We start from the raw sequence: 13,113 nt of genomic DNA on the forward strand, positions 1-13,113 counted from the left end.
AAACAATTATCCTGATTGATCAATTACTGCTTTTGAGGTCAAGAATTCATGAAAGCAAAACAACTCCGCGACTTGATATTTAAATTACATCGCTATATCGGTCTAGCAGTAGGATTGCTACTGGTTTTGATTAGCTTAACAGGTAGTTTGTTAGTTTTTCATTCCGAAGTTGATGATCTAATTACATCCCAACAATTTGGGCGGGTAACTCCTGTGGGACAAAGCCTCTCACCAGAAAAAATTCTTGAAATTTCTCAAGCAGCTTACCCAGATTGGCAAGCTTTTGGAATTGAGATTCCAGAAGATAGCTATCATCCATACAAACTTAATATGAGTACACCAAATGCAAATCCGCAAATTTATTTAGATGGTCGCTACGAAATATTTATCAATCCATATACAGGGTATATTATGGGCGATCGCCCTGAAAGATATACATTTTATCGTTTGATGCTAAATTTGCATTACAGATTGTTTGCAGAAAAAATTGGCATCACGATAGTTGGTATTACAGGGTTGTTGTTGTTGATTTTGTCTATAACAGGAGTAGCACTATGGCCAGGTTGGAGAAGGTTAATTACTGGGTTCAAAATTAAATGGAAAGCTCATCCTAAGCGAGTTAACTTTGATGTTCACAAAGTTACAGGAATCATTGCATCTGGCTTTTTTGTTCTGTCAGCCTTCACCGGAATTTGTTATAGTTTTTATGAATTTACTGACTCTCTAATTCACGCACTTATCTTATCACCACAGCCAGCAGAAACTCCTGTTTCTCAGCCTGGATTAGGTAAGCGTTCTTTAGGACTTTCACAAATATTAAAACAAGCTGACGTAGCATTACCTAATGCCCAAACAACAGTTGTTTACTTGGCAACTAGCCCTGAAGATACCTTCTGGGTGTATAAAAAATCTTCAGAAAATAGTGACAAGTTAGCTAACTTAGTGCATCTAGATCAATACACTGGCAAAGTATTGCGTTTGGATAATCAACAAACACAATCATTAGGCAAGCAAATTTGGAAATACATTGCAGCCCTGCACTTCGGTACTTTCGGGGGAATCAAAACTCGCATTCTCTATGTATTTTTAGGAATAGCACCATTAATTCTATTTATGACTGGCTTTGTCATGTGGTCTGGTCGCAAAAGAGTGATCCGAACAGAGCAAGTAATAGAGTAAGGGACTTCCGAATAAAAATATCCCAAAACTGTTGTTGAATCAGGGTAGGAAATTCCAAAATTACATTTATTCAAGTCTTAATTCTTTGCGCCTTTGCGCCTTTGCGCGAAACAAAATTCATCCCCTTAATCAGCAACGCCGTATTTGTCAGCGAAAGTTACAATATTTACACTACAACTACAATGTTTTTTGCTACTAAAATTCAGTTCGATCATCTTTTTGGCTGGCAGAAAAAATCACGAAAATTTTTACCTTTTCTACTCACTATCATCTTTACTTTGGTGGTGAGTAGTCAAAGTTTTAGTTCTGTAACCAAAAAGACGGAAATCCTTTGGGATACTTATGGTATCCCCCATATTTATGGTAATAACCCACAGGGTGCTTTTCAAGCATTTGGTTGGGCGCAGATGCAAAGTCACGGGAACTTATTGTTGCGCCTTTACGGACAAGCACGGGGACGGGCTGCCGAATATTGGGGAGAAGATTATTTAGAATCAGACGAATGGGTACTGACAATGGGAGTACCTAAACGTGCTAATACTTGGTATAAAGCGCAAAATTCTGCGTTTCGGAATTATCTCAATGCCTTTGCATCTGGTATCAATGCTTATGCCAAAGAGCATCCCGATTTAATTGACGATGAAGTAAAAGTGGTTTTGCCTGTGACGCCGCAAGATGTACTAAGTCACCTGCAACGGGTACTTCTGTTTACTTTTGTAGTCGATCCGGGAAGAGTTGCAGATATTACCCATGCAAAGTCTGCGCCAGGTTCTAATGGTTGGGCGATCGCACCAAAACGATCTGCCAGTGGTAAGGCGCTACTGCTAGCCAATCCCCACCTGCCTTGGAGTGATTTATTTTTATGGTATGAAGCACAAATTACGGCTCCAGGGATTGATGCTTACGGAGCAACACTGGTGGGCATTCCTGTACTAGCGATCGCCTTTAACGATAATTTAGGTTGGACTCATACCGTCAATACTCATGATGGCTGGGATGCCTACGAACTGAAATTGCAAAAAGACGGCTATCTCTTCGATGGCAAAGTTCGCCCCTTTGAAACAGCAACCTTTTCCTTGAAGGTAAAGGAAAAAAAAGGCTCGTTACTTACGCAAACATTCTCAGTCAAAAGTAGTGTTCATGGGCCAGTAATCACAGGAAAAGATGGTAAAACTGTAGCGTTGCGTGTTGTTGGTGAAGACAGTTCAGGTATATTGAAACAGTGGTGGGATATGGCAAGCGCCAAAAACCTTACCCAATTTCAGAAGGTGCTACAACGCTTGCAACTCCCGATGTTTACCGTTATGTATGCCGACCGTGAGGGTCATATTATGCACCTATTCAACGGTTTGGTTCCTGTGCGGAAAGAAGGAGACTTTGCATACTGGCAAGGCATAATCCCCGGCGATACATCCAAAACTTTATGGACTGAAATTCACCCTTATAAAGATTTGCCTAAAGTAATTGACCCACCTAGTGGTTGGTTACAAAATGCTAATGACGCACCTTGGACTACTACTTTTCCAAGCGCCATCAAAGCAAACAATTATCCATCCTACATGGCACCACGAGGGCCAATGGATTTCCGCGCACAGCGTTCTGCCAGAATGTTGGCTGAAGATGAAAGTATTTCCTTTGAGGAAATGATTGCCTATAAGCATTCTACACAAATGGAACTAGCAGACCGGATTCTTGATGATTTGATTCCGCCTGCACAAAAGCAAGGCAATCCATTAGCCCAGCAAGCAGCTGATGTCTTAGCAAAATGGGATAGACAAGCAAATGCAGATAGCCAAGGTGCAGTGCTGTTTGCTGCTTGGGCAGAGAAGCTAGATTTTGACCAAGCATTTAGTCAACCTTGGAGTGAAACGCAGCCACGTACCACCCCCGATGGTTTAGCTAATCCGCAAGCAGCTGTAGCATTATTAGAAGCAGTTGCGACAGAAATACAAAAGACCTATGGCAGTCTAGATATTAGCTGGGGAGAAGTTTTCCGGCTTCGGACTGGTAAGATAAATTTACCAGGCAACGGTGCTGATGGATATTTGGGAACCTTTCGAGTTGTGAATTTTTCCCCAGAAACAGAGAAACGTTTCCAATCGATAGGTGGTGATTCCTTTGTAGCGGCAGTAGAATTTTCTCAACCAGTACGCGCAATGGCTCTTACCAGCTACGGAAATGCAACTCAACCAGGTTCGCCTCATGTTGGCGATCAAATACAACTATTCGCTCGCAAACAGTTGCGTCCAGTGTGGCGATCGCCCCAAGAGATTAATGCTCATTTGGAAGAACGAAAAGTATTTTGAAGTATGAACTACTCCGCGCTCAACTTTGGTAGCGCGGAGTTTCTGACGCTTCTTAGCCCCTATTTGAAAATGATTTTTACAGTTTTAAGCTTTCATCAAAAAAAGGCTAATCAACCTGATTTCAGACATCTGGGAATTCGATTTAGTCCGTATTTCTACTTACTTTTTTGAGTGGCGATCGCTAACTTTGCTCCCTCAACCTGACGTACCCGATCCATCACAGCCACTACCTGACCATGACCAACTTTTTCATCAGCATTAATAATCACTAACATTTCTGAGTTAGAACCAATTAAAGTCCGCACTTGCGCTGTTAAATCATCAACTGCAATTGGTTTTCGGTTCAGGCTTACCGTTCCTTGTTCATCTACCGTGATCGTAATTCTAGAGGGAACTTGCTGTTGTTTTGCCGTGGCTGCTTTCGGTAAATTTACTGGCAAACCTTCTGAACGTGTTAAAAACAGAGTTGACATGATGAAAAATGTCAAAATTGCAAAAATCACGTCAATCATCGGCACGATGTTGATCTGTAATGGAAGTTCTGGTTCATCTGGTAGACGCATACGTTTTTTCTCCTCGTTCATAGCGACGGCGGTAAAGTAATTCTAGCTGTCCCCCATACTCCTGAATTAGTGCAATTTGCCGTTGGTACAGTCCCCGAAAAGTATTGGCAAATAGGAGTATAAATATTGCAACTATCAATCCTGATGCTGTTGATACTAGAGCCTCACTAATCCCAGCCGTAACATTTGTCGTTTTGCCACCTCCCACATCACCAAGATTTAGGGAAGCAAAAGAGGTTATTAATCCTAACACAGTGCCGAGAAGACCTAACAGTGGTGCCAGACTAATGATTGTCTCAAAAAGGTTTTGAAAACGTTTTAACACAGGTATCTCAGCCTGGGCTTCACTTTCTAATGCCAAACGAAATTCCTCTGGATTTGGCTCCTCTAATTCTAAAGCCGCTAGAAAAATCCGGGCGAGTGGCAAATCTGCGTTTTTCTGAAGTTTATCCATTGCACCGACAACATTATCGAGTCGGTAGAGATTCAAAACATCTCGTACTACGCGGCTTTGACGCTGATTAATTCTTACCCAAAACCTGATCCGCTCGATGATCAGTGCCACACCTAATACCGAAAATGCCAACAGGGGCCACATGACGATACCGCCTGCTACAAACAAATTCTGAATTCCCATGTAGTGCCTCTATAACGTCAACGTCATCCACTATACAAAATCAGACTACCAGAATATCAACAAAAGCTGAAACTTTTTCTCAATAAAATACAATGATAATTTTTTCAAATGTAATGGTGATGATTTTATTTACTTGTTCGTTTACTTTACAAAAATTAATTTAATTTAATTGAAACAAAAATTAATTTTGTCCAAAAACCATGATATTGGTAGGTTGAAAAGATGTTTTTGCTAATACAGGGTTCCATAATGCGATCCCAAGTAATTTTAATTGTTTACTTGATATTTGTAACTTTACATTCTAAGATGACTAAATTAGTGACAATAGGTAGCAATAGTCATGAGCTTTTCTGGCATTACTGTCGAGCAACGTTCCAAAGAAGTTGAGGCTCTCAAGTCTTTTCTGACTTACAGTCTAATAGGTTCACTGGCGCTGCATATCGGCGTACTGTCCTCAGGTATAGGTAATTATTTTACGAGAGTGTCCACAGCAGAAGAAGAACCAATAGAGGTGGCGATCATTGATTCTCCAGTTGCGGAAACAGAAAAATCAATCGCAGAGATTCCAAAAGAAATAAAAAAAGAACCAGAGATTGTCCAAAAACAGCCTATAGAAACTTCACCAGTAGAAAAAGTTCAGCAGCAATTTGAACAGATTACAGCGATCGCTCAGAAGCCACAGCCGACAAATACGCCGTCAACAGTAATTGCTACCAAGTCAGAAGTTTCTGTGAAATCTGCATCCATTGCGCGATCGCCTCTATCTGGAGATTCTAAAGCAACTTCGGCTGGTGGCGGTGGTGGCGGCTCTGGTGTTGGTTTAGGCTCAGGTAATGGGATCGCTGTCGGTACAACCACCGGAACCGGCGCTGGCGGAGGAACTGGTACTGGCACTGGCGGTGGAATTGGCAGTGGGACTGGTAGCGGCATTGGTAGTGGAATTGGTAGTGGAATTGGTAGTGGAATTGGTAGTGGAATTGGTAGCGGCATTGGTAGCGGCATTGGTAGCGGCATTGGTAATGAACCAGTAAACCGTCCAACAGTAGCAACAACGCCAACGGCGCCAACACCTCCAAAAATAAACAGTTCAGGCAATGGTAATGGTCGTGCAGCCTGCCGCGAATGTAATGCTAAGTATCCTGAGTCAGCAAGACGACGAGGAGTGGAAGGCAGAGTAGAAGTAGCTGTTGATACTGATGCACAAGGCAATGTTACAAATGTGCGAATTGCTCGCTCCAGTGGAAACCGCGATTTAGATGAAGAAACTTTGAGACAAGCGCGTGACTGGAAATTAAAACCCGCAGAAGGTGGTAGACAAGGAGTATCGATAGGCACTGAATTTGCTATACAAGGTTCACGGCGATACCGCCAAGTCCAAGAACGAAACAGACAAAGACAAGAAAGACAAACACAAGAGAGAACCCAGCAGACAACGGCTACCAACTCCATAGAGGAAACTCCAAAACGTAGGCGCAGAGAGTTGACACCCTCATCTAATGAAGCTACGACGACAAGACCGATAGATTCTGGATTTAGTAGACGGTTGCAACCTCAGAGAAGAGAAACTAGTACCGGAGGTTCATCATCTGAAGCTAGGACAACTCGCACTCAAGGAAATGCTAGAGAGTCCCTACGCCGCATCCGGCGTGAAAGAGCAACTACCAATTCATCTCAAAAGCCACAAACAGCCACAAATCGGCGGCGGCGAAGAGAAAACACTAGCCAGAACAAATTGCGGGAGTCTTTGCGCCTTTTACGCCAACAACCTCAATCGCAACCTGCTGCTCCCAGTCAGGAGTAGAGCCAATACGGGGTTCAGCCAGGAATCGCACTTACTTACTCATGTCGGGTAAGGAGCAGGGTGAACGCATCTTAATTGCTAATAATATTTATAGGCAGGATTGCAAACTCTAGTTATGGTTGTCCGGGTGCGTCCTCTTTTTGGAATGCTCAGATTTATGACTTCTTAGAAAAGTCGGGAATCTTGTTGTTTAATCCAATATTATGTCATAATTCGATTTTATAAATTTGAAGTTTAAATTGTAAATTACTTATGCCTTGTTCTGCCACTCTAACTCAATTAGTTGAAGTTCTTTTGGCCTGTCCTCTAAACTTATCTGAAACTGACTTAACACAAGGAAGTAAAAATATACAAACAGATAGCCGTACCCTAAAGCCAGGTGAAATATTTGTGGCTTTCCGAGGCGATAAATTTGACGGCCATGAATTTGTACCGACAGCGATCGCCAAGGGTGCAATAGCTGCAATTGTAGATTTTGAATACGAAAATCCCGGATTTCCTGTGTTACAGGTAAAAGACACGCTCAAAGCATATCAGAAAATCGGTAGATGGTGGCGCGATCGCTTTAATATACCTGTAATTGGCGTAACAGGTTCCGTGGGCAAAACTACAACCAAGGAACTGATTGCGGCAGTTTTGGCATCACAAGGAGCAGTTCACAAAACTTATGAAAATTACAACAACGAAATCGGTGTCCCGAAAACTCTCCTAGAACTTGGTGCAGAACATGACTACGCTGTGATTGAAATGGCAATGCGGGGTAGGGGACAAATTGCCGAGCTGACGCAAATAGCACGTCCAACCATCGGAGTCATTACCAATGTGGGGACAGCACATATTGAATTACTCGGTTCCGAAGAAGCGATCGCTGAGGCAAAATGTGAGTTATTAGCCGAAATGCCTGCTGATAGCGTGGCAATCCTCAACTACGATAATCCCCTACTCATTGCCACGGCGGCGAAAGTTTGGCACGGACAAGTTGTAACTTACGGCTTTTCTGGTGGAGATATCCAAGGACAGTTCATTGATAACGAGACTGTGGAAGTCGCAGGAATCCGACTGCCTTTGCCGCTACCTGGTCGTCACAATGCAACTAATTTCTTGGCAGCTTTAGCGGTGGCTAAAGTGTTGGGAATTGATTGGGAAAGCTTCAAAGCAGGTGTGGTGGTGGATATGCCCACAGGGCGATCGCAGCGATTTACCTTGCCCAATGATGTGGTAATCTTGGATGAAACTTATAATGCTGCACCAGAAGCTATGAGCGCAGCGTTGCAATTATTGGCAGACACACCCGGAAAGCGGAAGATTGCCGTGTTGGGTGCAATGAAAGAATTGGGAGAGCGATCGCAGCAGTTGCATCAACGAGTGGGAGAAACAGTACGAAAGTTGAATTTAGACGGCTTGTTGGTTTTGGTGGATGGAGAAGATGCCGAAGCGATCGTCAAAAGTGCCGAGGGTATCCCATCAGAGTGCTTTGCAACTCATGCCGAGTTAGTGGCTAAGTTGAAGACATTTGTGCAAGCAGGCGATCGTTTATTGTTCAAAGCCGCTCATTCCGTGGGACTAGATCGGGTAGTTAATCAATTACGTGCAGAATTGACCAAATGATCCCGTTACAAACCCAACCTCTCATACTGCGAGACTTTGTAGAGTCAAAAATTATATTCTAACAATGTTCTTAATCCATAGAGGTGGCCTAAAGTCTTCTTCAGTTTCCCTGGAAGATTTGTCATGATAGGCTAAATAATCTAGTCTTTTTACCGTCTGTGGATGAGAACGACCTCTGCGTGGGTAGAGAAATCCCTCTAAGTAAGCCGACTCGTGGAAGCAGAAAACCTCAGAAGGTAACTTCTTAGAATCCCCTCCCTTCAGGGCTACGGTGTACACACAAGTCGAAAAAAGCACGATTCTCTCGTTCCCATGCTCTGCGTGGGAATGGCTGATTAGAGGCTCCGCCTTCAGTTAGACATTGAGCCAGAGACTCAATGAATGCATTCCCAGGCGGCAGCCCAGGAACGAGGAAAGCCTTATCAAGTTGGTTTTTAGGACTTGTGTGTACACCGTAGCCCTTCAGGGATGGGGTGGATGTCAAATCAGTTAGATGACATATTTATAAAATTATTCGTAACACCTATTAGACTTAAAAAAAATAAACACAGTTAAAGCGAGATCCATCCACGAGATAGAAGAAACTACTTATGGAATTCAGTACTGTGAGACTGCTGTCTTAAAACCAGGAAAAACGCCCGTGGTTCCAATTAGAGATAATAATCCTACAAAAATCACGCCTTATGTGACTTATGGACTGATTGCTGCTAATGTCCTCGCTTTTCTTTATGAAGCAAGTCTTCCATCACAAGGATTAAATGGGTTTTTACACCTTGCGGCTGTAGTTCCGCGTGAACTCAGCTTAAGCTTTGCTGGTATTTCTGTGCATCAACCAGTTCCAGAGTGGGCAACTTTGATTACTTCACAATTTTTGCACGGTGGTTTCTTGCATCTAGCTGGTAATATGTTGTTTCTCTGGATTTTTGGCAATAATGTTGAAGATAAGTTAGGTCATGCCAAATATTTGCTGTTTTATTTATCTTGCGGTATTTTGGCATCCTTGACCCAATGGTACTTCGCTCAAGATTCTAGCATTCCTTCTTTGGGTGCAAGTGGTGCGATGTCTACGACGGGCTGATGCCTACGCAGGTGTCATGGGAGCGTACATTCTCCGCTTTCCCAAGGCGGAAGTTCTTGGCATTGTGCCTTTAGGGTTTTTCTTCCCAACTTTCCGTGTCCCGGCATATTTCTTTTTGGGATTCTGGTTTCTTCAACAAGCCTTCTACGGAATTACCAGTCTGGAAGCACGCACCAACATCGGTATGGAAAGCGGCGGTATTGCCTACTGGGCCCATGCAGGCGGGTTTATCTTTGGGGCAATTCTCGGACCACTGCTGGGTTTATTTAGCGATAAATCCCAGGAAGAATCTTGGTTATAAGTAATTCTTCAGTGGATTATTGGGAGTTTCAATCAGGTGTACGCCGTTCGTTCAAGGCTACTTAAATTAACTCGCCTTTTTCACTAACCAATAAATCGGCGATCGCCTTAATATTCGTACTAGCTTTGCAACCATTAAGTAAGTCGGCGCGAAAAAACCAAACTATGTGGAGATAAGTAAATATCGTCTTTAGCTGCCGATAGGGAAATATGATAAACAACTCGGTCTGTATCTGAATTTAATTATCTCCACTCAGACCGACCATATTTTTTGACACGAGCAACATATAATGCACCATATAGATTTAAGATAATTTAAATAATTGTAGGCATTCTATTTTTAAAAGGTCTTTTGTCACCTTAATTTTTCTAAATGATTTAGCGATAACTTGTTCGCAAGATATATTAATTTGTGATTGATTTAGTGAGATTAAATCTTGAATTGAAGTGCCATATATAATTTCTGATATGCCAGTCCAAACACAAGCGGTTGCACACATTGGACAAGGTTCGCTAGTTGTATATATGCTATAACCTTCTAAAGAATAGCTCTTAAGTTTAGCTGTTAAACTGCGAATGACGTTGATTTCTGCATGGGCTGATGGATCATTGTCTCTCCTAACAGTATTATGAGCTACGGCAACGACTTCGTTATCTTTAACAATAACTGCACCGTAAGGGGCATCACCTTTTTTTGCTTCTGCCAATGCTAAACGCATAAAATATTCTGGGTTCATATAAGCTTGCTTGAACATAATCATAATAGTTAACTATATCGTATTTCTAATGCTATAACTGGAAAATAATTAAAATTTAGTTAATCGTTAAATATGTTACTGAGCAGAGAAGAAACAGAATTTTATTTAAAAGATTTGGAAACACCATTAGGTAAAGCGATTAATTTAACACTTGCCGCTTTGGTGCTACTGTCATCAGGGATTTTTGTGGCAGAAACATATAATATTCCTGATTTTGTGCGGTTTCAATTGAACATAGCCGATAGTGCGATCGTTATTATCTTCGCGGTGGAATATTCTCTCCGTCTGTGGAGTGCGGAAAACAAAATTAAGTATATTTTTAGCTTTTATTCGATTATTGACTTAATGGCAATTTTGCCATTTTTTCTAGGAATCGTAGATATCAGTTTTATCCGCTTACTACGATGGTTTCGGATTTTACGATTAATCAGATTTATAGATAGAAAATTTTTATTCGCCAGTATCAGCACTGAAGATGGGATGATTTTTGCACGAATATTATTTACATTATTTGCAATTGTTTTTATTTACTCTGGCTTAATTTATCAAGTCGAGCATCCGGTTAATCCTGAAAACTATGGGACATTTTTGGATGCATTTTATTTTTCTGTTGTCACAATGACAACTGTAGGGTTTGGTGATGTTACTCCAATTTCTGAATTAGGGCGTTTGCTAACAGTACTGATGATTTTCACAGGAATTGCATTAATTCCTTGGCAAGTGGGAGATTTAATTAAGCGAGTGGTGAAAACTGCTAATCAGGTAGAAATAGTTTGTTCAGGTTGTGGTTTGTCTTTCCACGATGTAGATGCTGGGTTTTGTAAAAGGTGTGGGGCTAAATTATCTACTTAAACAGAGCGTAATATTCGAGGTATTATTAAAGCAGAGTGCTACAAACTAATAATTGGAAAATGTTTTGCGATAGTACCAAGTGCGATTAGAGTTCATGCTACTCCTGTTGATTATTGGCGACCTTTACCTGATGCTTTCGCCTGGATATTTAGAAACTTCTCTCAACAGAAGTTGTACGTCTATGGCAATCCTACCACTGTAATAGCTAGTTATCATGGAATAGCCGTAGAAGAACTAACATCTGAAGAACTAGACGCTTATCATCCAGATTATCCCGTCGCAAATTGTATTTTGGCTGAAAAGCAAACCTAAAACTGTGAGGAGAAATTATTTATGAAAATTGCTCTTGTCGCTTGGGGTTATATCCCTGAACCTCCCCTATCACATTCTGTTTTGACTGTGATAAATGGATACAAGAATTTTTTAGAGAAAATTGGACATCAAGTTGATATTATAAATGAAAAAAATGTTAACGAAGTCATAGAATATATTAATAATAATAATTATGATTTTGTGCATTTACACGCCTACAGTTTTGTAAACGAATTTAATCTACACCTTAAACAGAAGTATTGTTTTACCTGCCATGATGGTTATTTGTTTAAAACAGATAAATGGAATGAAGAATTTAGACAAGCATATCAACATTATTTCAATGCACCTGGAATAATTGCCCTTTCTCACTTAACAAAAGATTTCTTCCTGAAAGCAGGCTATTCTGGATACATATCAGTGCAAATGAACGGTATTGATACTCAAAAAGTAAATTTTCAATCTAAAGGGAATAATAAAACTATTTGTTTAGGTTGGATTCAACCAAGAAAACAACAAAAATTACTAGCGAAAATAATAGATGGAAAGATTGCAGTAGATTTTGTTGGCCCTCTAGATGATCCTGATTTTGTTGAAGGAATAACGACAAAACATTTAGGTGTATGGAGTTTAGAACAAGTTTATCATCGTCTCACAGATTATAGTTGTTTAGTTTTAATTAGTGAAGGAGAAGTTGCACCATTAGTAGTATTAGAAGCAATGGCAGCAGGTTTATGTATCGTTGTTTCCGAATCTGCTAGTGCCAATTTACATAACAAACAATTCATCAGAGTTTTGCCAGATGATATTCTAACTAATACCACAGCAGAATCTCAAAAAATTGTTACGAATGCAATTAGCGAGATGATTGAGAAAAACCAACATTGTCGCCCGGAAATTGTAGAATACGTCCGAGAAAACTTTGATCTTAGTCGTCTAATTTATAATTATAATGATATTATGCGTGAATTTATAAATGTACATAGTTAAAGAGTAATTTCTCAGACTGTTAACACCTTTATTGGTCAGGTTTTTGTGTGAACAATACAATGATGATTTAACAATGAAAACTCTAGTTTTTGATTCCAGTCATGAAATATCAATTATCCTCTGTACCTACAATCGGGCAAAATATCTCAATAATTGCATTGATAGTGTTATCGCTCAAACTTTTAAAGATTGGGAACTGATTGTAGTTGATGATGGTAGCGAAGATAATACTTTTGAAATTGTTAATCCTTATATTCAACAATTTCAAAATATCCGGTATTTGAAACATCAAAACAAGAAGCTGTGGTATGCTAAAAATGCTGGTATCCAGGCATCTTTCGGCAAATACATAACATTCATCGATAGCGATGATGCGTACAAAGTCAATCACTTGGATGCACGAATCGAATATATGAAAGCTAATCCAGAAATTGACTTGATTGAAAGTGGATTCACAACAGAAGAAGAGGTTTGGGTTGCAGATTATTTTCAATCAGGTAAAAAAATTAATCTCCGAGATTGTGTTTTAGGCCCAACATTTTTTGGTAAGAGGCAGGTATTTTTTGAGGTAAAAGGATTTAATAATATTGCTTATGGAGAGGATACAGACTTTTGGTATCGGGCAGCAAAAATCTTTAGAACCGCAAAAGTAACCGAACCTCAAACCTATATTTACACAAGAGCAGAAACTAGTATTACCAAAAGTGTTTTGGAGAGTATTTCTTAATT

General features: G+C 40.5%; 11 protein-coding genes and 2 pseudogenes. 9 read left to right on the top strand and 4 right to left on the bottom strand.

What is annotated here, in order from left to right; translation table 11 throughout:
• Positions 1-48 precede the first annotated feature (48 nt).
• Complete coding sequence (locus tag F8S12_RS29900) at positions 49-1,179, top strand: PepSY-associated TM helix domain-containing protein (RefSeq protein WP_196519886.1); 1,131 nt, start codon at positions 49-51, stop codon at positions 1,177-1,179.
• 182 nt (positions 1,180-1,361) lie between these two features.
• Entirely contained in the window at positions 1,362-3,485 is a 2,124-nt protein-coding gene (locus F8S12_RS29905) for an acylase (RefSeq protein ID WP_196519887.1), read from the top strand.
• A 155-nt stretch (positions 3,486-3,640) separates the two neighbouring features.
• On the opposite strand, the gene F8S12_RS29910 is transcribed toward F8S12_RS29905, so the two are convergent.
• Positions 3,641-4,048: an ExbD/TolR family protein gene (locus F8S12_RS29910; RefSeq protein ID WP_196519888.1), complete on the bottom strand. Its 408-nt coding sequence runs from the start codon at positions 4,046-4,048 to the stop codon at positions 3,641-3,643.
• Positions 4,032-4,685, bottom strand: coding sequence for a MotA/TolQ/ExbB proton channel family protein (locus tag F8S12_RS29915; RefSeq protein WP_196519889.1), 654 nt, complete (start codon positions 4,683-4,685; stop codon positions 4,032-4,034). Before F8S12_RS29915 ends, F8S12_RS29910 begins: the two co-directional genes overlap by 17 nt.
• A gap of 340 nt (positions 4,686-5,025) precedes the next feature.
• Here F8S12_RS29915 and F8S12_RS29920 point away from each other — a divergent pair, with 340 nt between their 5' ends.
• The 3 genes and pseudogenes from F8S12_RS29920 to F8S12_RS29930 all read left to right on the top strand — a co-directional run bounded on the left by F8S12_RS29920 (position 5,026) and on the right by F8S12_RS29930 (position 9,473).
• Positions 5,026-6,486: an energy transducer TonB gene (locus F8S12_RS29920; RefSeq protein WP_196519890.1), complete on the top strand. Its 1,461-nt coding sequence runs from the start codon at positions 5,026-5,028 to the stop codon at positions 6,484-6,486.
• A gap of 252 nt (positions 6,487-6,738) precedes the next feature.
• On the top strand, positions 6,739-8,094 hold the full coding sequence (locus F8S12_RS29925) for a UDP-N-acetylmuramoyl-tripeptide--D-alanyl-D-alanine ligase (protein WP_196519891.1): 1,356 nt from the start codon (positions 6,739-6,741) through the stop codon (positions 8,092-8,094).
• Between the two features lie 640 nt (positions 8,095-8,734).
• A pseudogene (locus F8S12_RS29930) lies at positions 8,735-9,473 on the top strand (rhomboid family intramembrane serine protease).
• 61 nt (positions 9,474-9,534) lie between these two features.
• On the opposite strand, the gene F8S12_RS29935 reads toward F8S12_RS29930, so the two are convergent.
• Positions 9,535-9,693 carry a hypothetical protein gene (locus F8S12_RS29935; RefSeq protein WP_196519892.1) on the bottom strand — a complete coding sequence of 53 codons (159 nt, stop codon included), beginning with the start codon at positions 9,691-9,693 and terminating at the stop codon, positions 9,535-9,537.
• Positions 9,694-9,777: 84 nt separating this feature from the next.
• Positions 9,778-10,209, bottom strand: a complete 432-nt coding sequence (locus F8S12_RS29940; RefSeq protein ID WP_196519912.1) for a nucleoside deaminase — start codon at positions 10,207-10,209, stop codon at positions 9,778-9,780.
• A 93-nt stretch (positions 10,210-10,302) separates the two neighbouring features.
• On the opposite strand from F8S12_RS29940, the gene F8S12_RS29945 reads away from it, so the two are divergent.
• The 4 genes and pseudogenes from F8S12_RS29945 to F8S12_RS29960 all read left to right on the top strand — a co-directional run bounded on the left by F8S12_RS29945 (position 10,303) and on the right by F8S12_RS29960 (position 13,111).
• Positions 10,303-11,082: an ion transporter gene (locus tag F8S12_RS29945; RefSeq protein WP_196519893.1), complete on the top strand. Its 780-nt coding sequence runs from the start codon at positions 10,303-10,305 to the stop codon at positions 11,080-11,082.
• A 54-nt stretch (positions 11,083-11,136) separates the two neighbouring features.
• Positions 11,137-11,394, top strand: a pseudogene (locus tag F8S12_RS42110) (methyltransferase); the annotation flags it as partial.
• Positions 11,395-11,415: 21 nt separating this feature from the next.
• A complete protein-coding gene (locus F8S12_RS29955) occupies positions 11,416-12,384 on the top strand; it encodes a glycosyltransferase (protein WP_196519894.1) in 969 nt (322 codons plus the stop codon).
• Positions 12,385-12,457: 73 nt separating this feature from the next.
• Complete coding sequence (locus tag F8S12_RS29960) at positions 12,458-13,111, top strand: glycosyltransferase family 2 protein (protein WP_196519895.1); 654 nt, start codon at positions 12,458-12,460, stop codon at positions 13,109-13,111.
• Positions 13,112-13,113: the final 2 nt, after the last annotated feature.

Origin of the sequence: Nostoc sp. WHI (genome assembly GCF_015714725.1) — a bacterium.
In the GTDB taxonomy this organism is placed as follows: domain Bacteria; phylum Cyanobacteriota; class Cyanobacteriia; order Cyanobacteriales; family Nostocaceae; genus Nostoc.

Excerpts from the sequence above, each read along its gene's own strand:
- F8S12_RS29955 (WP_196519894.1), top strand. The coding sequence starts at position 11,416 with ATGAAAATTGCTCTTGTCGCTTGGGGTTATATCCCTGAACCTCCCCTA.
- F8S12_RS29915 (WP_196519889.1), bottom strand. The coding sequence starts at position 4,685 with ATGGGAATTCAGAATTTGTTTGTAGCAGGCGGTATCGTCATGTGGCCC.
- F8S12_RS29910 (WP_196519888.1), bottom strand. The coding sequence starts at position 4,048 with ATGCGTCTACCAGATGAACCAGAACTTCCATTACAGATCAACATCGTG.
- F8S12_RS29940 (WP_196519912.1), bottom strand. The coding sequence starts at position 10,209 with ATGAACCCAGAATATTTTATGCGTTTAGCATTGGCAGAAGCAAAAAAA.
- F8S12_RS29960 (WP_196519895.1), top strand. The coding sequence starts at position 12,458 with ATGAAAACTCTAGTTTTTGATTCCAGTCATGAAATATCAATTATCCTC.
- F8S12_RS29900 (WP_196519886.1), top strand. The coding sequence starts at position 49 with ATGAAAGCAAAACAACTCCGCGACTTGATATTTAAATTACATCGCTAT.
- F8S12_RS29925 (WP_196519891.1), top strand. The coding sequence starts at position 6,739 with ATGCCTTGTTCTGCCACTCTAACTCAATTAGTTGAAGTTCTTTTGGCC.
- F8S12_RS29905 (WP_196519887.1), top strand. The coding sequence starts at position 1,362 with ATGTTTTTTGCTACTAAAATTCAGTTCGATCATCTTTTTGGCTGGCAG.
- F8S12_RS29920 (WP_196519890.1), top strand. The coding sequence starts at position 5,026 with ATGAGCTTTTCTGGCATTACTGTCGAGCAACGTTCCAAAGAAGTTGAG.
- F8S12_RS29945 (WP_196519893.1), top strand. The coding sequence starts at position 10,303 with ATGTTACTGAGCAGAGAAGAAACAGAATTTTATTTAAAAGATTTGGAA.